A 23,734-nucleotide genomic window follows, 5' to 3' on the forward strand; every position below is an offset into this window, starting at 1 on the left:
TCTATTCTCAAAACTATTCTTACCTTTGCACAACGAATGAAGTTTTTGCAACACATATTACGTTTACCATTTTTTAGCACTTATTATCGTACAATATTTGCTCGGGTAGACTATGTGTATACTTCGTATTAATTTTGTACGTCAAAAATTTAATCATAATCTACAAGCCCGAGCAGTTTTGCTCGGGCTTTTTTTATTTAAAAAAAATCATGGAAAATTTAAAAAGTTTAAAGGAAAATGTAGCTATTTTTTTACCAGAAAATGGATTAGAAGAAAAATTAAAATTAGCTGAAAAAGAAAATAGACCATTACGAATCAAATTAGGTTTTGATCCTACCGCACCAGATTTACATCTTGGTCACGCCGTTGTATTGAAGAAATTGAAAGAATTTCAAGATTTGGGACATCAAATAGTTATTTTGGTTGGGAGTTTTACAGCTCAGATTGGAGATCCAACAGGAAAAAATAAAAGTCGTCAACCGCTGAATGCAAAACAAGTTCAGAACAATGCGGAAACCTACATTAATCAATTGTCAAAAATTATTGATGTGGATAAGGCTGAAATTGTGTTTAATTCAGACTGGTTAGATCATTTACCTTTTACGGATGTTATTAAGTTGTTGTCAAAAGTTACGGTTGCACAACTGATGCATCGAAATGATTTTAATAAACGCTTCACCGAAAATACGCCGATTGCAATGCATGAGTTGGTTTACCCGATTTTACAAGCATACGATACTGTTCAGATAAGTGCTGATATCGAAATGGGAGGAACGGATCAATTATTTAATTGTACAATGGGACGACAATTGCAAGAAAGCAATGGAGAAGTTGCTCAGATTGTAATGTGTATGCCACTTTTGAGAGGAACCGATGGAAAAGAAAAGATGAGTAAATCGTTGAATAATATTATTGGTTTGACGGACGAACCAAATGAAATGTTTGGGAAAACGATGTCTATTCCAGATGATTTATTAGAAGAATATATTGCGTTGGCAACGGATTTTTCTATTGAAGAAAAAATGAATTTGAATGAGCGATTAAAAACAGATAATCCAATGTTAATTAAGAAATTAGTTGCAAAAAATATTATTATTCAATACCATTCTGTAAATGAAGCTGAACAAGCAGAAGAATTTTTTAACAATCAATTTCAGAAAAGAAATGATGAAAATAGAGTTTTCGAAGTTGTTAAAATTAGTTCTTTAAACTTTGAGAATGATAAAATCACATTATTAGATGTTTGTCATCAATTAAAGAAAGATTTGTCGAGAAATGCAATCAGACGTTTGATAGAAAGCGGTGCAGTACAAATTAATGGAGAGAAAAACATGGATGCTTTTGGTGATTTTTTATTAAAAACCGAAAATAAAATTAAAATAGGAAAAAGAGATTTCTTCGAGTTGAAGTAGATAATAAAATGAAAAAAAGCCTCTAAAATAGAGGCTTTGATTTATAATTCTTTTTTCATTTCGTATTGTTTGTCGTACAATTCTAATCCCATTGATTGAATAAAATCATTTGTAGAGATTTCTCTTTCGTCAACATTAATCATTTTAATTTCTTTGTTCTTCAAATCGCTGAAAAGAATGGAAGCTAAATAACGATTTCTATAATCGTGATGAACACCAAATTGATAAATACGTGTATTATTTTTGTTGATAATTTTATAAGCAACTAAAATTCCATCTTCATAAATTCCATTTATTTGACAATCTTCGATGATATTTTTTACACTTTGAATATCATTTTTCCAAGTAGGTTTTATGTCCCAAAAGTTTTCACTTGTAATCAAATCTAAATCACTAAATTCTACAATTTCATGTAACGGATTTACGACCAAAATAGGAATTCCTTTGTAACTATTTAAGGTTCTTGTTTTTTCAAAACCACAAGCTTCGTAAGCGTTAATTGCAAAATCATTTTTAGTATTTACCTCTAAAAATATGTTTTTCACTTGATGTTCTTTCAATTTGGGAAAACTAAAATCTAACATTTGTTGTGTTATTTTTTTTCCGCGATGTTCAGGAGAAACTCCTGTTCCACCAATATAGGCTGTTTTTACATCGTTATAATTTCGAATTCCGTAAAGTAAAAAGCCAATTAATTTTCCATCAATACTAGCACCTATAGAATAATCAAGATTGATATCTTCCATTTTTAATTTTCCCTGAAATTGTTCAGTCGAAAGGTTGATAGAAACGTAATAATTTTGATAAGAAAGATTATATAAAGATGATAATTCTTCCAAATCAACATAAGTTAATGAGTGTATTTTAATGTTTGTTTGCATAGCTGTAATTTGCAAAGCAAAAATAGCCCCAACATTTAAGATTTTTCTAAAAAAAAATCTTAAAAAATCTTAAAAAATTAAATTTTATTTGAACAATGTAATCCGATTTTGATAAAAATATAATTTATTTAATATGATTGACTGAATAATTCTACATTAAATTTAAAAATAGTGTAGAGGATAGCAAATATAATTAAGAAAAATTCTTTTTTTTATAATTTAACATAAGCTTATTGTTAATTATACTGAAGAAAATTCTGTAATCAATAAATTTGCATACATTTTTAAAACTAAAACTACGAGAGAAGTCTAACTTTCTCCTCATTTGTTGAAACAACTATTCTTCTCTCGATTTTTTAAAAAAATACTCCCTAAAGAAATCTAGTAAAGTGTATTTCGTACACTAATTAAATTGCCAAATTCTCAAAATTTCTTTCCAAAACTTATTTCAAAATATCTATTTCTCAAAAAATATTTAAACATATGATGAATTTAATAAAGCTTTGAAAAATTATTAAAAAATGATTAACGAACATTTGTTAGTTTTTTTCTTTTGATTATTTTAGTCGTTCAAATTATCACAAAAAAAATGAGTAAAAATTTAACAAAATTGGCTTGTCTAGCTATATTTTGCAGCTATAGCTATGTCTCTGCTCAACAGAAAACGACAGATAGTGTGGTTGTAGAAAAAGTAGAATTAATACAACCAAGAGAAAACAAAGACAAAGTTGATGTGCAGTTTTATGGATTTATCAGGAATGATATTTTTATGGATACGCGTCAAATGATTGGAGCAGGAGAGGCTTTGGTGCCGCTTTATCCAAAAGATCGTTTATCGGATGTAAACGGTGCTGATATCAATGCAGCTTCTAAATTTCACATGTTATCGATTGTTTCGAGAGCTGGTGTTAATTTGAAAGGTCCAGAATTACTTGGAGCTAAAACTTCTGGTATTTTAGAGGGAGAATTTTTTGGAGCAACAGAAGGAGGAATCAACGAGTTTCGTTTGCGTCACGCATATGTGATGTTGGATTGGGAGAAAACGCAATTAGGGATTGGACAATATTGGCATCCTTTCGTTGTGTTAGAAGCTTTGCCAAATGTTGCAAATTATGGAACTGGTGCGCCTGTTTATGCTTTAAATCGTAATCCTCAAGTTCGTTTAACGCATAAATTTACTGACAAATTTAAAGTTATTGCTGCTTTACATTCTCAAAGAGATTTTACTCCAAATACAGAGCCTTTCCGAAATAGTGGAATGCCAGCGGCTCATCTTCAATTTCAATATAAATCACAAGTTTTTACTGCCGGAATTGGTGCTCAATATGAAAACTTGAAGCCAAAATTATCTTCAGGAAATCCACCTGCTAAGTCTAATGAACGAGTTGAAAATGTTTCGTTTATGGCTTATTCAAAGTTAAATACAAAACCTTTACAAGTAACTTTTGCTGGATATTTGATGCAAGATGCGTCGTCTTTTGTACAACTTGGTGGAATTGTAGGTTATCAAACAAGTCCGACAGCTGTTGAAACATACAAACCGATGAATACACATAGTATGTGGATTGATTTGCAACAAAACTCAACAGGAAAATTTTCGTTCGGATTATTTGCAGGTTATGTTAGAAATAATGGTGTTAAAGATCCTGTAGAAGGAGCAATTGCATCAACATCTTATGGTGTAACGACAAATTGGGGCGCAATTTCGGCAACTCCAGGTACACGAACTGTAAATTATTTGTACAAAGTAGTTCCTCGTTTAGATCTTACCTTAAGCAAAGCCTTAAAATTTAGATTCGAATATGATCGTAGTACAGCACAATGGGCAGATGCGACGATAAAAGGTACGGGAACCGAAAACAAATATTTAGCAAATAACAATAGATTTCAACTTACCACATTATTTAACTTCTAATATCACACAAAAAACATGAGTACAAATACTTTAGATACTTCGCAAACAGTAGCGAAGAAGGATAATATTTTCCAAATTATTTTAGCATCATCTGTCGGAACCTTAATCGAATGGTACGATATGTTCTTGGCAATCATCTTAGCTAGTGTATTATCAACACAATTATTTCCTAACGATGGTTCGTCACATTTCTTAGAAACACTTGCAGTAGTGGTTTCATCATTTATGTTTCGTCCGATTGGTTCATTAATTTTTGGAAGTATTGGAGATCGTATTGGTAGAAAATATTCATTCTTAGTTTCTTTAATTATGATGGGAGCAGCTACATTCTTGATTGGTTGTATTCCAACTTTTGATAGTGTAGGTTGGTTTGCTCCTGTTTTATTATTGTTTTGCCGCATTATGCAAGGACTTGCAATTAGTGGAGAATATGCAGGTGCGGTAATTTATGTAGCAGAACATGCTCCAGCAGAGAAACGAGGATTTTATACAGGGTTTATTCAAGCAACTGTTCCAATTGGATTATTATTATGTTTAACAATTGTTTTCTTAACACAATCATTTTTATCAGAAGAGGCTTTTGCAAGTTTCGGATGGAGAATTCCATTCTTATTTAGTGGAATATTAGTGATTTTGAGTTACTTTATTCGTCAACGTTTACATGAAAGTCCAATTTTTGAACAACTAAAAAAAGAAGGAAAAACATCTAAAACTCCAATTAAAGATGCTTTTACAACTCCAGGAAATGTAAAGTTAATGTTAAAGGCTATTTTTGGAGGAAATGCTGCGCAAAGTACAATTATGCAAACAACATTATTCGTAACACTTTTCTTCTTGCAAAGAGCGGTTAATTTACCTTACGAAACAGTTTTAATTGTTGTTTTATGTTCTACATTATTTAGTTCATTTTTCTATCAATGGTTTGGTGCATTAAGCGATAAAATCGGGCGTAAACCAGTTATGTTAGGCGGAATGATTTGTAGTTTTATCTTAATTCCATTATCATTTTTCTTGTACATGAAATTAGGAAATCCAGAAGGATTGAAAGAAGTTCATGATATTTCGAATTTAGCAGTTTTCGGAATTGTTATTGTAAGTTTAATTACTTCAATTGCAGGAGCAGCAACTTACGGACCACTTGGCGCATTTATGTTAGAAATTTTCCCAACTAAAATCCGTTATACAAGTATGGGATTTGCACAAAATATGGGAAATGGATTTATTGGTGGAGCAACGACTTTTGTAACGGAATTAATCAAAAGTACGATTATCGTTACGGCTGCTATGTCGCCTTATATCGGATTAGCTTATCCATTGATATTAATCTTTATTGCGATTTTAGTGAATTACTTTACAATTCCAGAAACATACAAAACAGATTTAACAGAAGATAATTAAAATCAATAATAGACAAAATGTAAAAATCCTTCAAGCAATTCTTGGAGGATTTTTTTAGAGGAATTAAATTTCAATGCAAAAAAAATCCACTCAAACGAATGGATTTTTTTATTGTATCAGAAATATTATTTTTTCTTTTTTGTATCAACTGCTCCAGATAATTCAGATCCAGCTTTAAATTTAGCTACTGTTTTAGCAGCAATTTTAATTTCTTTTTTAGTTTGTGGGTTGATACCTGTTCTTGCAGCTCTCTCAGAAGTTGAGAAAGTACCGAATCCTACTAAAGCAACTTTGTCTCCTTTTGCTAAAGCTTTAGTTACATTTTCTGTAAATGAGTTTAAGGCTTTTTTAGCAGCTTCTTTAGAAATTCCAGCGTCAGCTGCAATCGCATCGATAAGTTCTGATTTGTTCATAGTTGTAACTTTTTAAATTAATTTATACACAAATATACTCTTTCCCTTTATTTGTGCAAGTTTCAACGCAAAAAATTTCAAGAAAAATGCAAAATTTTATGAAATCTGTGTCAAAAATCAGTAAATAAGTACTTATTTTACGAATAAGGTATCCTCGTTTTGATGTCCATTGATGAAATCTTTGGCTGTCATACGACGCTTTCCTTCCGGTTGAAGTTCTAAAATTTCGTAAACTCCTTGAGGTAGATTGATATAAAGGTTATTTTTTTGTAAAATTAATTGATAATCTTCTCCTTCAACAACAATATCCGTTTTTAGACCTGCATATATTTTTAACGATTTATAATTTTCGCCAGTTCCAAAAGTTGTCCACGCACATGGATAAGGAGAAAGTCCTCTAATCTTATTGTGAATAGTATTGATTGAATCGTTCCAATCTATTTTACAATCTTCCTTAAAGATTTTTGGAGCATGTTTTAATTCTGTTGTTTCATCTTGCGGATGAGGTTTTAATGAATCATTTTCTAAACCATCCAACGTTTTCACGACTAATTTCGCACCGATATGCATCAATTCGTCATGAATTTTTCCTACATTATCATTTTCTCCAATTTCTACTTTATCAGAAATTAAGATATTTCCAGTATCAATTTTTTCATCAATCAGGAAAGTTGTCACTCCGGTTTCAGTATCTCCGTTCATCACAGCCCAATTAATTGGTGCAGCTCCGCGATACTGAGGAAGAAGTGAACCGTGTAAATTGAATGTTCCTTTCGACGGAATTGACCAAACAACTTGTGGCAACATACGAAAAGCTACAACAACAAAAACATCAGCATTCCAGCTTTTTAATGTTTCGATAAAAGCTTCGTCTCGTAATTTTTCTGGTTGAGCCAAAGGCAAATTATGTTCAACTGCATATTTTTTGACATCAGAAATATTCATTTTTTGTCCTCTACCAGACGGTTTATCTGGAACAGTAACAACTCCAACTATTTCGTGATGACTATTTGTATTGATTTCATTCAAAGATGTCGCCGCAAATTCGGGCGTACCCATAAAGACTACTCGCATTTTTATTCTATTAGTTTATAAGAATTGAATCCAATTGGTTGAACTCGCATTTCGTCTATCAAATATTGCAATTCTTCGACGATTTTATCTTTTGGCGAATTTATGAATTTTGAAAGGATTTCGGCTTGCGTTTTTGTACCTTCTTTCAAATATTCAATTAAATCGGTTGAATTAAAGTTTTCATTTTGTTTTTTGGATTGACAAACATCGCATTTACCACAATTTTGATCAGATTTTTGATTAAAATATCCAAATAATAAACGTTCTCTACAAATTGTATTTTGTTCGGCATAATAAGCCATAGCTTGCAAACGTTTCCAATTATTCACTTGAATTGCTTCGAAATCTTTCCACAATTTATTTTTAAACGCATTAGAATCGCGCGGAACAAGAAATCTAAATCGCGCTAAAAATCGATCCGAATAATCAATAGAACCATTTTTTGCATATTCGTGTAAGCTATTCCTAATGTCGCCAATACTCATATGCAATTCAAACGCCATTTTACTTTCCGAAATTTCTCTATTATAAGTGTAAATTCCAGGGTAATGACGTTGTAAATAATCAAAAATTCGGTTTTCGTTCAAATTAATTGAATGTGGTGACGCCAAAATTTGAATGCTACTATTTTGTGAATAATTTTTTTGCTGAATGATTTCTTTCGTATTTAAAAACTCTAAAAATTGAAGAACCATTTTAAGATTTAAACCAAATTTTTCGGCAAATTTTGGAAGATCCAATTGATAATTCATTTCCGTTAATTCGCCTTCCGCTAATTGCAATTGACTAAACAAACAATTCCCAATTTTGATAAAATCTTGATGCGAAGGTAAATTCGCTTTGAAAATATTTTCTGCTTGAATTCGATCATCAGGATTGTACAAATAAATTCCATACGATTCCTGTTCATCACGTCCAGCGCGCCCAACTTCTTGGTAATACGCTTCTATTCCTTGAGGTAAATCGATATGAAAAACGGTACGAACATTTGGTTTGTCTATTCCCATTCCAAACGCATTTGTCGAAACCATAATTCGCGAATTACTCAACATCCAATCTTGCTGCTTTTGCTCTTTTTCGTCTTTGGTTAATTTGGCGTGAAAAAAATCGGCATCAAATCCATTTTGACTTAAAAAACTTGCAATCTCGTAGGTTAATTTTCGATTTCGAACAAAAATAATACTCGAACCAGGATATTTTTTTAAATAATAAATCAAATCATTTTTCTTGTCAGCAGAAAGAAAAACATTGTACGAAAGATTTTCTCTTTTTAAAGAAGATTTGAAAACTTCAGGATTATTTAGTTCTAATTTTTCAACAATTTCTTGCTGAATTTTTTCTGTTGCTGTTGCAGTCAAAGCTAAGATTGGAACTTTAGGAAGAATAGTTTTTAATCTTGAAATTCGATGATATGCAGGTCGAAAATCATGTCCCCATTCAGAAACGCAATGTGCTTCGTCAACAGCTAGCAAACTAATATTGATTTGTTTCAATCGCTCGACAAAAATTCTACTTTGCAAACGCTCTGGCGAAACATATAATAATTTGATTTTGTTGTTTTGACAATCATCTAAAATTTTTCCAATCGTATTTTGGTCAATTTCATTGGTAATATATGCCGTAGAAATTCCTTTGGATTGTAAATTCTGAACTTGATCTTTCATCAACGCAATAAGCGGCGAAATGACCAATGTTAATCCATCAAAAATAATCGCAGGAACTTGATAACAGATAGATTTTCCTCCACCAGTCGGCAAAATTGCCAACGTATCTTTCCCTTCCAAAACACTTGCGATGATTTCCTCTTGCGGCGTTTTGAAAGAAGGATAATTCCAATACTTAAAAAGAATTTCTTTTGGTGTCAAATTACAAAGCTTTGTTGTAAATTTAGGTAAAATCTGTGATTTATTAGAAGAATTAACTGATTATACCTTTTCTGTATTTTACAAAAAGTGGAATTTCATTCATTAAAAAATCCAAAAAGCCAACAAATTTGTTGACTTTTTGGTTTGAAATTTATTCTGTAATCCCTTCTAACATAAATAAGAAAGCATCTTCTTTTGCATCTTCTTTCAACGATTCGAATCGACCAGAAGCACCGCCGTGCCCTGTATCCATATTTGTATCTAAAAGTAGAATGTTATCATCTGTTTTTAAATCTCTTAATTTCGCCACCCATTTTGCAGGTTCCCAATATTGTACTTGAGAATCGTGTAAACCTGTCGAAACATAGAGGTTTGGATAGGCTTTTGCTTCCACATTATCGTAAGGCGAATACGATTTCATGTAATCGTAATATTCTTTTTCATTCGGATTTCCCCATTCATCATATTCCCCTGTTGTCAATGGAATAGAATCGTCTAACATTGTTGTGACAACGTCTACAAAAGGTACTTGCGCAATTACTCCATTGAATAACGTTGGTTCGTAATTAATCACAGCACCCATCAACAATCCTCCAGCAGAACCACCCATGGCATACAAGTGTTTTGATGAAGTGTAATTTTGTTGAATCAAATATTTTGCTGCATCAATATAATCAAAAAATGTATTTTTCTTTTCTAACATTTTTCCATCTTCATACCATTCGCGACCAAGATATTGACCACCACGAATATGCGCAATTGCATAGATAAAGCCTCTGTCCAAAAGACTTAATCGAACCGAACTAAAATAAGGCTCGATCGTGTAACCATATGAACCATAAGCGTAAAGTAGAAGAGGAGTTTCGGCAGAAAGAGGTGTATCTTTTCGACGAACCAATGAGATTGGAACCATTTCTCCATCACGCGCTTCTGCCCAAATACGTTCAGAAATATAATTTTCTTTATCAAAATCACCTATAATAACTTGTTCTTTTTTGATTTCGAATGTTTTATCATTCATGTTAAAATCAATCACAGAAGAAGGAGTTGTCAATGATGTATATCCGTAACGTAAAATGTCAGTATCAAAATCTGGATTTGTGCCGACATTTGCTGTATAGGTTTCTTCGTTAAATGGCAAATAATAATCAGTTGAATTATCCCACGCTTTAATATTCATCTGCAATAAACCATTTGTGCGCTCTTCGATAACCAAATAATTCTTGAAAATTTCGAAACCTTCAATCAATGTTTCTTCACGATGAGGAATCACATCAATCCAATTTTCTTGTTCTGTTTTTTCGACAGAAGTTTTCATTAATTTGAAGTTAAACGCATCATCTTTATTGGTTTGAATATAAAATGAATCACCAAAATGTTCGATTGAATATTCTAAATCACGTTCTCTTTTTTGAAAGATTTTAAACTCAGCATCTGGTTGATTAGAAGGAATATATCTAAACTCGTCAGAAACAGTACTTGAAGATCCAATAATGATGTAATCTCTAGATTTTGATTTGTAAACAAACGCATTAAACGTATCATCTACTTCTTCAAAAACTAAGACATCATCTTCTTGTTTTGTCCCTAATTTGTGTTTCCAAATTTGATAAGCTCGCAATGTTTCATCTTTTATTGTATAAAATAAAGTCTGATTATCAGCCGCCCAAACAGAACCTCCAGTTGTGTTTTCTATTTTATCAGAAAGAATTTCTCCAGTTGTTAAATCTTTGATCTGAATCGTATAAATTCTTCGCGAAACATTATCAACTCCAAAGGAAACCAATTGATTATTTGGTGCCATCGAAATTCCACCCAATTGATAGTACGAATGACCTTCAGCCATTGTGTTGACATCAAAAAGAATTTCATCTGGATTCTCTAAACTATCTTTACGACGTTTATGAATTGGATATTCTTTCCCTTTTTGATATTCCGTCAAATACCAATAACCATTCAATTTGTAAGGAACAGACGAATCATCTTCTTTGATTCGTGCTTTCATTTCCTCAAAAAGCTTGGTTTGTAAAGCTTCTGTTGGTTGTAGAATAGCTTTTGTATATTCGTTTTCTTGGTTCAAATAATCGATAACTTCAGAGTTTTCACGATCATTCAACCAATAATAATTATCGATGCGGATATCTCCGTGTTTTTCTAATTTTTGTTCTATTTTTTTCGCAATAGGTGCTTGCATTTTCTAAAATTTAAGGTGCAAATGTACTATAAAAACTTACTTTGAATAAGTTGTAGTTGACCAAGATTTATCACCTGTTTTATATTCGATGATGATATTATTTCCATTTAAATAACCAATTGTTTGATAATTTCCGTTTTGAGAAATCACTGTTACATGGAAAACATTTTGTTGAGTAGCTGGATAAAATTGTGCAATAACTTTTGAATTTTCTTGGTCGATTAATACAAATTCGTTGTTATTTGTACTTGCTGTCGTGTAATTTTTTCCGTTCGATTTGTAAACGTTTTTGTTTTCTACAGTTTTATTTGACACTTGCGTAACGACTTTATTCGTTGTTTCTTTAACGGTTGTAGTGGTTGTATTTTCTGTTTTAGTTACAGGTAAATCTTTCGCATTTTGTTTTCCAACCTGATTCATAGCAAATGTTAAGGCTTCTTGATAACCTTTTGTAAAATCTTTTTCTTTTGAAGAACCTTCATAAGTTGAAATCACATTATTATTACAGTCTGTAAACGTTACTTTTAATTTATTTTTAAAAGCAACAGAAGTATTTTCAATATTTGCTTTTGTCGCTAAACAAGGATTGATTTGCACATCTAACGGAATAGAATTTTCATTTATTACTTCATATTCTTTTTTTCTCAAAGCAGTTTTCAATCCTGTATTCAATTGATAATCTTCTTTTACGAAATCTTTAAAGAGTTGAGGAACTATAACATATTTATAATCAGCTACATTTTGTGCTTGTAATGACGATAAAGCAATAAGAAATAAACTTGATAATATAATTTTCATAGCAAGATTATTTAGCCGATAATTTAACTGCTTTCCAACTATTATTTTCAGAAACCTCGTACGAAATTGTATTTCCACTAATGTAACCTACTGAAAAATAATTCAAATTTCCTTTAGTAACAATTACTCTGTAAATTCCATTTTTTAGGGTCGGTTCAAATTTTGCAACAACTTGATTTCCGTTTTCGGACATCAACATAAAACCACCATTTTGCAGTTCTATTTTTTGATAAATAGTTGTTCCATCTGTCAACAAATTAGTAGCTGTAACATGAGTTCCTTTTGGTTCGGGCATATATGCAGCTGTTGTTTCTGTTTGGGCTTTTTCTAATTTCACCATTGGAACAGAAGCTTTCGCATTTTGAGATTTCAAAGGATTTAAAGCTAATTTTATTGCTTCTTGGTAACCTTTGTCATATTCTTTAATCTTAGAAGTACCTTCAAATTTTTGAATACTTTTATTAGAACAATCCGTAAAACTTATCTCTAATTTATTATTCAGAAAACTTTTAACTTTTAAAATATCAGCATTCAATGCTAAACAAGGATTTTGCACAACTTCTTGTGGCCAAGCAGATTTATCAGAAGGTAAAACTTCGTATTTTTTCTGCGTCAAAATATATCTTAATCGATTATTTAATTGATATTCATCTTTATCAAAACTAGAAAATTTTTCAGGAATATTGATGTACTTATAATCACTTGTTTCTTGTGCATTTATCGTAGAAAAACTACATAAAAGTATAGCAGCTATTAAATTTTTCATTTAAAAAGTTATTTGTATCAAATATAATAAAATAGAATTGTTTTAACCTAAATGTATTTGTTATGCTGAATTTTTCATTTCAAAATAGTTAATAAAATTGAATCATTTCAAATAATATTATTTTAAAGAAATGATTTATAGATCTGATTATAAATGATTAACTTTATTTAAATTAAAATCATAAAATTATGTCAAGTTTAAAAGATAAAGTTGCGATTGTAACTGGAGCTAGCTCTGGAATTGGGAAAGCTGTTGCTGAATTATATGCCAAAGAGGGTGCGAAAGTTGTGGTTTCAGATATTAATGAAGAAGGTGGAAATGAAGTAGTAGAAATTATCAAAAAGAATGGAGGAGAAGCGATATTTTTTAAAGCGAATACTTCTTCGCCAGAAGATAATGAAGCATTAGTAAATAAAACGCTTGAAGTTTATGGAAAACTTGATATAGCTTGTAACAATGCTGGAATTGGAGGTCCTGCTGAGTTGACTGAAAATTATCCACTAGATGGTTGGAAAAAAGTAATAGATATTAATTTTAATGGTGTTTTTTACGGATGTAAATATCAATTACAAGCAATGGAAAAGAATGGAGGAGGTTCTATTGTTAATATGGCTTCTATTCATGGTAATGTCGCTGCGCCAATGAGTTCGGCTTATACTTCTGCAAAGCATGGAGTTGTAGGTTTGACGAAAAATATTGGTGCAGAATATGGACCAAAAAATATACGATGTAATGCAGTTGGGCCAGGTTATATTATGACGCCTTTATTATCGAATAATTTGAGTCCAGATCATTTAGAATTGCTTGTTACAAAACATCCAATGGGTCGTTTAGGGCAGCCAGAAGAAGTTGCAGAATTAGTTTTATTCTTAAGTTCGGACAAAGCATCTTTTATGACAGGGGGTTATTACCTTGTTGATGGTGGATATACAGCAGTTTAAAATATTTTTGAGCGAATCTTTAAGATTAAATGGTTTTCTATAATTTAATCCTTAATTTTGCCTGAACGAAATACAAACAAACAATGAAATTTTTTATCGATACAGCTAACTTAGCTGACATTAAAGAAGCCCAAGATTTAGGAGTTTTAGATGGTGTAACAACAAATCCATCTTTAATGGCAAAAGAAGGAATTACAGGTCAAGAAAATATTTTGAATCACTATAAAGCAATTTGCGAATTAGTTGACGGAGATGTTTCTGCTGAGGTAATTTCTACTGATTTCGAAGGAATGGTAAAAGAAGGAGAAGCTTTAGCAGCTTTAAATCCTCAAATTGTAGTTAAAATTCCTATGACGAAAGATGGTGTAAAAGCGTGTAAATACTTTTCTACAAAAGGAATTAGAACAAACGTGACTTTAGTTTTCTCTGTAGGACAAGCATTATTAGCTGCAAAAGCTGGTGCAACTTACGTTTCTCCATTCATCGGACGTTTAGACGATATTTCCACAGATGGTTTAAACTTAATCGAAGAAATTCGTTTGGTTTATGATAACTATTTGTACGAAACTCAAATTTTAGCTGCTTCAGTTCGTAATACAATGCATATTGTTAATTGTGCAAAAATTGGTGCTGATGTTATGACAGGACCTTTATCATCAATCTTAGGATTGTTAAAACACCCATTAACAGATTCTGGATTAGCACAATTCTTAGCTGATTACGCTAAAGGAAATCAATAAATTGAATAGAATTTTCTATATATGAGTCGCTTAATTTTAAGCGACTTTTTTTATGAATTTATATTAATGAAAAGCTTTTAATTATCAAGTTGATAAAAATAGTGTTAATAAATAAAAAAAGATGTTTTATTATGAATAATATAAAATTATTAATTGTAAATTGATAAAAGTATTAGAAACTAAAATATTTTTTATTAGTATGTTAAAAACATTTATTTTATTATCAGTCACGCTTGGTATCCCTTTTTTATTAATCATGTTTCTTTATGGAAGCACATTTTTTAAGAAAAATATCAATAATGACTAATAATTTTTTCCATTTACTAAATTAAAAAATCCTTCACTTGTATGAGCGAAGGATTTTTTTATGATGGTTTGATTAATGATTATTTTATTACAACTCTTTTGTTGATTTCCATTTGTTTTCCAACAACTTTGATGATATAAATACCTGGGTTTTTGAAATTAACTTCAACTTCTTTTTGATTTGACGAATTTGAAACTTCATTAATTAATTGTCCATTGAAATTAAAAACAGAAACTTTCTGAATTGATTTCGAATTATTTTCAAATTTAACTTTAATCGAACGATTTGTTACATTGTAAACTGAAACATCATCACGCTTTTGATATTCGAAATCTCCAGTTCCTAAATTCGAACCCCAAATTTTTTCTGCATATTCTGGATGATCAATAAATGGGTTTCTATTTCCTTGGTATCTGTAGACTAAATTATTAATGTCTTTCTCACGATCAGAAACGGGGTCATTTAAGTGCCAAGTCATTAATATTTTCAAGAAAGTATCTGTGAAAACTTTATCTTTTGATCCATTGAACATCGCATATTTCCAATTCTGAATGCCATTTCCTTCGTATCGTGTTGCGAAATAAAAATAAGCACGAGCGATATCCCCTTTGAACTCATCAATTGGCTCGAAAACTGTACCAGAATATCCGTATGAATAACCAGAATTTAGATTATTCCCTAATTTCGAACCATTTAGTGAAGTGTATGTTGCGCTCCCAACAACACCATGAGGATAGTTACTTCTCATACCATTTACTTTACCATCTGTTGGCCATATATGTAAAGGATCTGAAACCATAGGCGAATTTTTACTAAAAACACTCTGAGGGATTAAGTGCTCTCTATTGTAACAATCTCCTTCATTCTTATAATTTCCACATTCTTTTTGACCAGGTGTAAAATTATATGGATCTTTAGTTGTAGCAATTTCAGAATAAATGTCTAAAATGGTATTATCTTTTTCATAATACTTATCTTGAAATCCATTATCAGAATCTGTTTGTCTATATAACCCTTTTAAAGCATCATAACTTTTTGTTGTATGACCTTTTATTATATTATACAGCTGAGTTTTTAATACGAAACCGCTACCAGTTGCATTGTTGTAATAATTAGCGGGTGCTTGAGCCAATAGGTTAGAACCTACTAAAATAATACTAAGGTGTAAAATTATTTTTTTCATATAGTATGAATTTAAAAAGAGAATTAAGATACGAAAAATATCTTAATTTTCTCATTATATTATTTAATAATTATTTATTGAATATATAAGCGTTTTTCAAAATTTTTAAATTGAAATTATTTAAATTTAGTTGTTCAATAAGTGGAAGCTTTTTATTATATAACAAAATTGTAGAAATCTGTTTCATATATTTTATCTTGAAAAGGTTACAAATGTATATATAAAAGACACATCTAAAATTAATAAATAGTTAAATTTAGTGCTTCTTTTACTTACTATAATTTTGATAAATCACCAATGAATCTTGAATTTGTTTATTTAATAATTTGTATAAGTCAGGTTGATTTAAAGAAACTCCAGCTATCGATTTCAATTTTTTCTGAAAATTCTTAGAACCTAACAAAAATTTTGCTCGATAAGAATCTTTACCCATGACTTTTTTGGCTTGCAAATCTTTAAAATCTTTTCTAATTTTTCGTGCATATAATTCAGACAAGTCAAATTCCAACTGCATTTCTTTTAAAATTTCTGTATGTTGCATAGATAGCCACGAATTACTTTCATCAAATTTATTGGTAACCCAAAGTTCAGGAAGTTCTCCTGTAGATTCTGCAATTTGCCAACCTAATTTTGAATCTAAAAATCCTTGAGGAACCTTTGTTTGAATAGGTTTCTTTTTGAAGTTTTCGTAATTAAGCTTCATATCTTTTTTCCATTCAATTACAGATTGAGCTTGAAGAGAATGATAACAGAAAAGAGTAATTATAAAAAAGAATATTGATTTATTCATCAGATAATCAGGGTGTTGATTTTAAATATTTTCTAACAAATCAAGTCTCATCCCATGAGAACCTTTTATCAAAATATTTTGAGTTTTGATTGGATTTTCTTTCAAACATTCTTCAAAGGCAACACGGTTTTCAAATTTTTGTACTTTTGGATTATTCGTAATTGTTTCACCAAAATTATGTCCTAGAATAAAAATTTGATCAAAATCTAAACTTTCAGCTAAATTTAAAATACGTTGATGCTCAGATTTTGATTCTTCTCCAAGCTCGAACATATCACCAATAATAACTGTTTTAGAACCTTCAAATTTTGCAAAATTATTTAATGAAGCTTCCATACTACTTGGGTTTGCGTTGTACGCATCCATCACAATTTTGTAATTTTCTTTATTGATAATTTGTGAACGATTATTTGATGGAAAATAATTTTCGATCCCTTGTTGAATAGTTTTAGCATCAATCCCGAAATGTTGTCCAATTGCAATTGCACATGAAATATTGCTAAAATTATAGTTTCCTGTTAAATGAGATTGAATTTTTAAATCTTGGTATTTAACCGCCAAATATTCAGTTTCATTTTCTATCAATTCGATTTGAACATCTGTATTATGTTGATCAGAAAATGTAATTCGATTAATATCTTCAGTTTTTTCAATTTGAATTGGATCATTAAAATTGACAAAAGCAGTTCTGTTATTTGCTCTCAAAAAATCATACAATTCAGATTTTCCTTTAATCACACCTTCAATTCCTCCGAAACCTTCTAAATGAGCTTTACCAAAATTGGTGATATACCCATAATCTGGTTGAGAAATAGAAGCTAATAACTCGATTTCTTTTTGATGATTCGCACCCATTTCTATCACGGCAATTTCTGTGTTTTCTGGAATAGAAAGAATTGTTAAAGGAACTCCGATGTGATTATTCAGATTTCCGAAAGTATAATGCGTTTTGAATTTCTCTTTTAAAACAGCTGAAATCAATTCTTTTGTCGTTGTTTTACCATTAGAACCAGTCAATCCAATAAATGGTATTTTAAGGTAATTACGATAAGTTCTCGCTAAATCTTGTAGAGTTTCTAAAGCATCATTAACCAAAAAAATATTTTTAGATGTATTTTCAAATTCTTTTTCGTCAACAATTGCCATTGCAGCTCCTTGATTGATCGCTTCTTGAGCGAAAGTATTTCCGTTGAAATTAGCTCCTTTTAAAGAAAAAAAGATACAATTTTGTGAGATGTTGCGTGTATCAGTCGTAACGATTTTCGATTTAAGAAATTGATCGAATATTTCTGCTGTTTTCATAGTGTAAAAATAAAAAATCTCGATGAAATTAATCACCGAGATTTAAAATATTTTGTAAAGGATTATTATCCTCTACGTTTACGTTTTGATTCGAAACTACCAGAATATTCTTGTGCTACACGGAAACCAATCCAGTTTGTTGCACTTGCTTGGTGTAAATAACGTCTTTGTCCTGGATCTATCCAGTAAATAGGGTCTTTCCAAGAACCACCTTTTACAACACGTGTTTCATCAGAGATATCAGAAGTACGTTTAGAAGAATCTTTTTCTAAGATTACTCGACCTTTTTCATCTACTCTAAATTTACGTTGAGGAGCGTTGTACATATCTTCTGTCGCTTTATCAGCAGATTTTCCTTGTTCAGTACGTGGTGATAAAGAAGAATTAGGGTCACCATCACGATAATTTGTTAAATCGTATTCTGTTTGTTTTTTGTAAGCACCTGGTAATCCTCTATAAACTAAACGTCCGTTGTCTAAAGTATCATATTCAACATTTGTTTCGTCATATTTTTCAAAACCACCTGCTCCGTTGTCAATTTTTGTTTTTAAAATATTTCCACGGTAGTAGTTGAAATCGTTTGCTTCTTCATCAATAATAGGACGATAAACATCAGAAACCCATTCAGCAACGTTTCCTAACATTCCGTAAAGCCCAAAATCATTTGAAGGATATTTACGAACATCACTTGTAATTGCTGAACCATCGTTACCAAATCCACCAATTCCAGAGTAATCTCCACGTCCTTGTTTGAAGTTGTCTAAATATTGACCTCTTTGAGCGCCTTTTGTAACTCTCAAATTATTTTGAGCAACATCTTTTCCTTTGTATTCGTTGTATTCACGATTTCCTGGTAAAGCTAATGCAGCATATTCCCACTCAGCTTCTGTAGGTAAACGGAAAGGTTGAACTTCGTCTGAACCAGTTGCACGATTGGCTTTTAAAATACGAGTATTTTGAGTTTTGATTTGATTCGCTTTCATAATTTTAGTCGAATCAATCGCTTCGTTTACATTTGTGTCACCTAACTTATATTGCTCAGCACTAAATGTTTTACTCCCATAATTATATTCCTCATTATTATATAAATCTTTTGATAAGATTCCTTTATTCATTAAAGATTTTTCAACAGCACGGTCTGTCAACCAATCACAATAGTTAACGGCCTGTAACCAAGAAATACCAACTACTGGATAATAGCTGAATTCTGGAGAAAATAAATAATTTTCTGTAGAGAAATCATCACGAGATAATTGATTATTAAAAACTGATTCATCTGGTAATGCTCCATTATAAATATCCTTGTATTGCGTGTCTTCTGGAGGGAAAACAACTTTCAACCAAGTTAAGTATTCTTTGTATTCGTAGTTTGTAACCTCAGTTTCACCAATGAAGAAAGATTTTACTTGCATACGAACTGGAGAATTATTCCAATCGTGTAACACGTCATCTTTCGTAATTCCCATCGTAAAAGATCCACCTTCGATGAAAACCATTCCAGGCCAAGCTTTGATGTTTTCTTTCTTTTTACCTGAAAAAAACCAACCTTTACTATCGTTTGGTTTCCATCCTGTACGACTTGTGAAATTTTTTGTTCCACCTCCTTTTTTCTTTCCTGAACTGCTTGCACAACCCATGAATACACTCATAGTAACAGCTGCAAGGGCAAGAGAAAAAATACGTCCTTTATTCATTTTCATAGAATATTTCTGGTTTTCGAAAATTAAATTTAATGCAAATAAAAGCATTTGACATTAATCTTACAACGAAAAAATGCTTTATTTCTTGTATCTAACGTAAGAATTATTTTTTTATTTTACGATTGAAAATATATTTGCCAAATTAGCGTTTAACAGACATGAAGAAATATTTTATTTTAGTCGCAACTTTGCTACAATTTCCTCAATTGTTTAGTCAAAATTATAAAATAAATTGGGAGAACAATCAAACAATTTCTTTGACGAATGGAAATAAAGTGAATGTTCCTTATTTTTCGAACCAAGATCATTATTCGTTGGGAGGTTATTTTCTTCCAGAATTTACGGTGGAATTAAACTCAATAAATAAGGAAGTTGAGTTAACGAACGTCCAATACAGAGAAGTTCAGAACGAATTAATTGATTTGGACACTTCTTCTATTTCGGATAAAATTAATTTTTCTTCTTATCAAATTATTGATAAAAATGGTCAACAAAAACTCATCGTTAAAGTTTTGCCATTTATCAAACAAAATAATAAATTTCTACGAATAGAATCTTTTTCGATTATTCCAAAACAGGTTTCTTCTCAACGAAAAACAGTTGCTCGTTTGACTGATAATTCGACAACAAGTGTTTTGAAAACGGGTGATTGGTACAAAATAAAAGTTTCGAAAGATGGAGTTTTTAAATTAGATAAAAATTTCTTTACGAAGAACGGAATTCCAACTAACTTCAATCCAAAATCCTTAAAAATTTATGGAAATGGTGAAGGTCGCTTAATGGAAAATTTGACTATAAATAGAAAAGGCGCCTTGAATGAAATTCCAATTAAATTTGTGGGAGGTGATGATGGAAATTTTGACAACAATGACTATGTGTTGTTTTATGCAAAAGGCCCGCATCAATGGTATAGAGATCATGCGACAACGTTAAAAGACATCAAACTGCGTTATAATTTATATGATGAGTCAGCTTATTATTTTATTAGTTTTAATGGAGCAGATGGAAAAAGAGTTGTTGAACAATCTTCAATTTCTGAAACAGCAAATAAAACTTTTTCAACGTTTGATAACCTTCAATTTCATGAGAAAGATTCAATCAATTTAAATAGTCTTGGACAAATTTGGGTTGGAGAAAATATTGGATTAAAAGATGGTTTTAGGAAATCATTCAAAGCAAATTCTATTGCAAGTGGAGGTGAAGCATATTTACGATATGCTGTTGTAGGGAAAAATGCAAATAATAATGGATATACAGTTAATGTTAATGGGCAATCTTTTTCTGGTAGTTTAGGAACTTCAGAATTTACAAGAGTTTTGGAAGATAAATCTTTATCACTGACTTCTAATTCGATTGATATTTCGGTTACTTCTTCGGGAGCAAATCCGTCTGCATTGGCTTATTTAGACTATTTGCAGTTACGTTTCAAAGATAATTTAAGTTATACGAACGAGCAATTTACATTTCGTTTTTTAGAAAATATTAATGATAATAGCGTAAATGCTTTTACGTTAAATAATTCTTCTAATGTAACTGTTTGGAATGTTTCTGATATTCATTGGATTTCTGCTCTATCTCCTGAAAGCAATTTGTATAAGTTTAAAACAACTATTCCAAATGAATTTGTTGCTTTCCGTGATGAACATGCTTATGATGAAGTAAATTTTGTAGGACGAGTTCCAAATCAGGATATTCGTGGTTTGACAGATATTAATTATGTTGTGATCACGCATCCTAAATATATGGATCAAGCACAGCATTTGGCAAAATTTAGAGAAAATCATGATAAGATAAATGTTGCCGTTGTGACAACAGATCAAGTATATAATGATTTTTCTTCTGGTAGTCAAGATCCAATTGCGATTCGAGATTTTTTAAAGTTTTTGAAAGATAATCAAAGTCCAAACTTAGAATACGCAGTATTATTTGGTGCAACAACGTATGATCCAAAAAATAGGATAAAAGATTTCACTAATTATATTCCAACATTTACAGACGAACCTTCAACAAATATAGATGTTGCTATTGCAACAGATGATTATTTTGCAATGTTGAAAGATGAAGTAGAAATACTACCAAATAATGTTGATGGTGTTTATAAATATGATGCTCACTGGTTTGATATAGCTGTTGGTCGAATTCCTGCATCAAATTCTACAGAAGCGAAAGTTTTGGTGGATAAAATCATTTCTTATTATGATAAAGTTCAAGGAAAAGGAACTTCATATGGAGATTGGCGTACAAAAGTTGTTGCAGTTACAGACAATGATAATAATGTAAATACGCCAGCTTTTAATACTTCTATTGATGATGAGTTTACTAAAACAGAAAATCAAATTTATACGGTAAACAAAATATACACAGGTGCTCATCAACCCGAAGGTACATCGGCAGGTGTTCGCTATCCAACCGTAAATCAAGCAATTTTGAATGGAATAGAATTAGGTTCAAACTTCTTGATGTATTATGGACATGGAGGTCCTCGTAGTTGGGCGCAAGAACGAATTATAACAGCAGAAGAATTAACAAATTTATCCAATTTTAATGCAGTCTATTCACGTTTACCTATTGTTACAACTGTGACATGTGATTTTACAATTTGGGATTTACCGCAATATAATTCTGCTGGAGAAGCTATGTTGAAAAACGCAAATGGTGGAGCGTTATCTATGATTACGACTAATCGTCCAATTGGAACTGGTTATGGAGATTCTATGAATGAACATTTGCTAGAGGAATTTTTCAAGAAAGATATATTAGAAGAAAATCAAACAATTGGAAAAGCACTTAATCAAGCGAAAATTAAAAATTCAGCTGGGCATACAAATAATAAAAGTGTAAGTATTCTTGGAGATCCAATGTTGTCAATTCATCGTCCGCAACAAGATATTTATATAAAAAGTATCATAAATAGAAATGGACCAATAACTGAAGGGAACGTAATGAAAGCGTTAGATTTTGTAACAATTGAAGGAAATATCAATAAACTTGGAGGGAATCTGCCTGATACAGAATTTATAGGAAAAATAGCAGTTAGTCTATACGAAAAACCTGAAACAAAAACGATATTATCTGAATCTAATCACTCAGGAAAAACTTTCGAAACAGAAAATAAAACAATGTATAAAGGTACTGGTGTTGTTAAAGAAGGTGGAATATTCGAGATTAATTTTTATATCCCAAAAGAAGTTAATTATGAAGAAGGTAAACGTAAGCTTAAGTTTTATGCTTGGGATGATACAAAAGGGAAAGATGCTTCAACTGTGACAGAGGTGGATTTTAAGGGTATAAATCCAGATGGATTAAATGATGACGAACGTCCACAAGGAAAATTGTATATGAATAATTTACATTTTGCAAATGGTGGAATTACAGATCGTTCGCCTTATTTGGTGGGTTGTTTAACAGATAATTCAGGTATTAATGCAACAGGATCAAGTATTGGACATGATATCGTAGCTACAATTGATGGAAAAGTTCAAGAGGCTTATGTGTTGAATGAATATTATGATGGAGGTGATGCAAATCCATGTGTCAATAAGAATTTTGAAGATTACCAGAAAGGACAAGTAATGTATCAATTAAAAAATCTTGAACTTGGTCAACATACTGTGAATTTAAAATTTTGGGATATCAACAATAATTCGAATACTGCAACGTTAGACTTTGTAGTAATGGAAAATGGGACAGGACAATTGCATATCGATAAATTGCTAAACTGGCCAAATCCATTTACAAAGAATACGTTTTTCCATTTCGAACATAACTGTGATTCTGAGTTAGATGTAATGGTTCAGATATTTACAATTTCCGGAAAATTAGTCAAAACGATTCGAAAAACTGTGTCGGCAGAACCTTTCCGAGAAGGATATCGTACAGGAAAATATGCGATAGAATGGGATGGTTTGGATGATTTTGGAGACAAAATAGGAAAAGGTGTTTATATTTACAAAGTGAATGTAAAAGGTGTTGACGATACCGTATGTAAAGGTTCAGCAGCAGCAGTTGAAAAACTTGTCATTTTAAAATAATAGAAAAATAAAAATATAATCAAT

17 protein-coding genes are annotated in these 23,734 nt (G+C 31.0%); 6 read left to right on the plus strand and 11 right to left on the minus strand.

The window, feature by feature from the left end; translation table 11 throughout:
• The first annotated feature begins 209 nt into the window (after positions 1 to 209).
• Complete coding sequence (tyrS, locus tag B4G36_RS02135) at positions 210 to 1,412, plus strand: tyrosine--tRNA ligase (protein WP_291061629.1); 1,203 nt, start codon at positions 210 to 212, stop codon at positions 1,410 to 1,412.
• Positions 1,413 to 1,453: 41 nt separating this feature from the next.
• Here the strand turns inward: tyrS and B4G36_RS02140 are convergent, their stop codons facing one another.
• Positions 1,454 to 2,293 (minus strand): GNAT family N-acetyltransferase, encoded by an 840-nt coding sequence (locus B4G36_RS02140; RefSeq protein ID WP_291061630.1) that lies wholly within the window; start codon positions 2,291 to 2,293, stop codon positions 1,454 to 1,456.
• 589 nt (positions 2,294 to 2,882) lie between these two features.
• Here B4G36_RS02140 and B4G36_RS02145 point away from each other — a divergent pair.
• Positions 2,883 to 4,208 carry a DcaP family trimeric outer membrane transporter gene (locus tag B4G36_RS02145; RefSeq protein ID WP_291061632.1) on the plus strand — a complete coding sequence of 442 codons (1,326 nt, stop codon included), beginning with the start codon at positions 2,883 to 2,885 and terminating at the stop codon, positions 4,206 to 4,208.
• A gap of 15 nt (positions 4,209 to 4,223) precedes the next feature.
• A complete protein-coding gene (locus B4G36_RS02150; protein ID WP_291061634.1) occupies positions 4,224 to 5,606 on the plus strand; it encodes an MFS transporter in 1,383 nt (460 codons plus the stop codon).
• A gap of 125 nt (positions 5,607 to 5,731) precedes the next feature.
• On the opposite strand, the gene B4G36_RS02155 is transcribed toward B4G36_RS02150, so the two are convergent.
• The 6 genes from B4G36_RS02155 to B4G36_RS02180 all read right to left on the minus strand — a co-directional run bounded on the left by B4G36_RS02155 (position 5,732) and on the right by B4G36_RS02180 (position 12,716).
• On the minus strand, positions 5,732 to 6,019 hold the full coding sequence (locus tag B4G36_RS02155; RefSeq protein ID WP_019975917.1) for an HU family DNA-binding protein: 288 nt from the start codon (positions 6,017 to 6,019) through the stop codon (positions 5,732 to 5,734).
• A 132-nt stretch (positions 6,020 to 6,151) separates the two neighbouring features.
• A complete protein-coding gene (fmt, locus tag B4G36_RS02160) occupies positions 6,152 to 7,093 on the minus strand; it encodes a methionyl-tRNA formyltransferase (RefSeq protein WP_291061636.1) in 942 nt (313 codons plus the stop codon).
• 2 nt (positions 7,094 to 7,095) lie between these two features.
• Positions 7,096 to 8,958, minus strand: coding sequence for a RecQ family ATP-dependent DNA helicase (locus B4G36_RS02165; protein ID WP_291061638.1), 1,863 nt, complete (start codon positions 8,956 to 8,958; stop codon positions 7,096 to 7,098).
• A gap of 151 nt (positions 8,959 to 9,109) precedes the next feature.
• A complete protein-coding gene (locus tag B4G36_RS02170; protein ID WP_291061640.1) occupies positions 9,110 to 11,152 on the minus strand; it encodes a S9 family peptidase in 2,043 nt (680 codons plus the stop codon).
• Between the two features lie 36 nt (positions 11,153 to 11,188).
• The gene (locus B4G36_RS02175) at positions 11,189 to 11,950 is read right to left on the minus strand and encodes a hypothetical protein (protein ID WP_291061642.1); all 762 of its coding nucleotides are present in this window, start codon (positions 11,948 to 11,950) and stop codon (positions 11,189 to 11,191) included.
• Positions 11,951 to 11,957: 7 nt separating this feature from the next.
• Entirely contained in the window at positions 11,958 to 12,716 is a 759-nt protein-coding gene (locus B4G36_RS02180) for a hypothetical protein (RefSeq protein WP_291061644.1), read from the minus strand.
• A 188-nt stretch (positions 12,717 to 12,904) separates the two neighbouring features.
• Here B4G36_RS02180 and B4G36_RS02185 point away from each other — a divergent pair, with 188 nt between their 5' ends.
• Complete coding sequence (locus B4G36_RS02185; protein WP_291061646.1) at positions 12,905 to 13,657, plus strand: SDR family NAD(P)-dependent oxidoreductase; 753 nt, start codon at positions 12,905 to 12,907, stop codon at positions 13,655 to 13,657.
• Positions 13,658 to 13,740: 83 nt separating this feature from the next.
• The gene (gene fsa / locus B4G36_RS02190) at positions 13,741 to 14,397 is read left to right on the plus strand and encodes a fructose-6-phosphate aldolase (protein WP_125349844.1); all 657 of its coding nucleotides are present in this window, start codon (positions 13,741 to 13,743) and stop codon (positions 14,395 to 14,397) included.
• A gap of 386 nt (positions 14,398 to 14,783) precedes the next feature.
• Here the strand turns inward: fsa and B4G36_RS02195 are convergent, their stop codons facing one another.
• The 4 genes from B4G36_RS02195 to gldJ all read right to left on the minus strand — a co-directional run bounded on the left by B4G36_RS02195 (position 14,784) and on the right by gldJ (position 19,673).
• Positions 14,784 to 15,887 carry an endonuclease gene (locus B4G36_RS02195; RefSeq protein WP_291061648.1) on the minus strand — a complete coding sequence of 368 codons (1,104 nt, stop codon included), beginning with the start codon at positions 15,885 to 15,887 and terminating at the stop codon, positions 14,784 to 14,786.
• 268 nt (positions 15,888 to 16,155) lie between these two features.
• Positions 16,156 to 16,677, minus strand: coding sequence for a hypothetical protein (locus B4G36_RS02200; RefSeq protein WP_291061650.1), 522 nt, complete (start codon positions 16,675 to 16,677; stop codon positions 16,156 to 16,158).
• A gap of 21 nt (positions 16,678 to 16,698) precedes the next feature.
• Positions 16,699 to 17,979, minus strand: a complete 1,281-nt coding sequence (locus B4G36_RS02205; protein WP_291061652.1) for a UDP-N-acetylmuramoyl-tripeptide--D-alanyl-D-alanine ligase — start codon at positions 17,977 to 17,979, stop codon at positions 16,699 to 16,701.
• A gap of 65 nt (positions 17,980 to 18,044) precedes the next feature.
• Positions 18,045 to 19,673 carry a gliding motility lipoprotein GldJ gene (gldJ, locus tag B4G36_RS02210; protein WP_291061676.1) on the minus strand — a complete coding sequence of 543 codons (1,629 nt, stop codon included), beginning with the start codon at positions 19,671 to 19,673 and terminating at the stop codon, positions 18,045 to 18,047.
• Between the two features lie 164 nt (positions 19,674 to 19,837).
• Between gldJ and porU the strand changes: the two genes are divergently transcribed.
• Entirely contained in the window at positions 19,838 to 23,710 is a 3,873-nt protein-coding gene (gene porU / locus B4G36_RS02215) for a type IX secretion system sortase PorU (RefSeq protein ID WP_291061654.1), read from the plus strand.
• Positions 23,711 to 23,734: the final 24 nt, after the last annotated feature.

Origin of the sequence: Empedobacter sp. UBA3239 (assembly GCF_002362875.1) — a bacterium.
Taxonomy (GTDB): Bacteria; Bacteroidota; Bacteroidia; order Flavobacteriales; family Weeksellaceae; genus Empedobacter; species Empedobacter falsenii_B.

Coding starts and splice junctions, on each gene's coding strand:
- tyrS (WP_291061629.1), top strand. CDS start 210: ATGGAAAATTTAAAAAGTTTAAAGGAAAATGTAGCTATTTTTTTACCA.
- B4G36_RS02140 (WP_291061630.1), bottom strand. CDS start 2,293: ATGCAAACAAACATTAAAATACACTCATTAACTTATGTTGATTTGGAA.
- B4G36_RS02145 (WP_291061632.1), top strand. CDS start 2,883: ATGAGTAAAAATTTAACAAAATTGGCTTGTCTAGCTATATTTTGCAGC.
- B4G36_RS02150 (WP_291061634.1), top strand. CDS start 4,224: ATGAGTACAAATACTTTAGATACTTCGCAAACAGTAGCGAAGAAGGAT.
- B4G36_RS02155 (WP_019975917.1), bottom strand. CDS start 6,019: ATGAACAAATCAGAACTTATCGATGCGATTGCAGCTGACGCTGGAATT.
- fmt (WP_291061636.1), bottom strand. CDS start 7,093: ATGCGAGTAGTCTTTATGGGTACGCCCGAATTTGCGGCGACATCTTTG.
- B4G36_RS02170 (WP_291061640.1), bottom strand. CDS start 11,152: ATGCAAGCACCTATTGCGAAAAAAATAGAACAAAAATTAGAAAAACAC.
- B4G36_RS02175 (WP_291061642.1), bottom strand. CDS start 11,950: ATGAAAATTATATTATCAAGTTTATTTCTTATTGCTTTATCGTCATTA.
- B4G36_RS02180 (WP_291061644.1), bottom strand. CDS start 12,716: ATGAAAAATTTAATAGCTGCTATACTTTTATGTAGTTTTTCTACGATA.
- B4G36_RS02185 (WP_291061646.1), top strand. CDS start 12,905: ATGTCAAGTTTAAAAGATAAAGTTGCGATTGTAACTGGAGCTAGCTCT.
- fsa (WP_125349844.1), top strand. CDS start 13,741: ATGAAATTTTTTATCGATACAGCTAACTTAGCTGACATTAAAGAAGCC.
- B4G36_RS02195 (WP_291061648.1), bottom strand. CDS start 15,887: ATGAAAAAAATAATTTTACACCTTAGTATTATTTTAGTAGGTTCTAAC.
- B4G36_RS02200 (WP_291061650.1), bottom strand. CDS start 16,677: ATGAATAAATCAATATTCTTTTTTATAATTACTCTTTTCTGTTATCAT.
- B4G36_RS02205 (WP_291061652.1), bottom strand. CDS start 17,979: ATGAAAACAGCAGAAATATTCGATCAATTTCTTAAATCGAAAATCGTT.
- gldJ (WP_291061676.1), bottom strand. CDS start 19,673: ATGAATAAAGGACGTATTTTTTCTCTTGCCCTTGCAGCTGTTACTATG.
- porU (WP_291061654.1), top strand. CDS start 19,838: ATGAAGAAATATTTTATTTTAGTCGCAACTTTGCTACAATTTCCTCAA.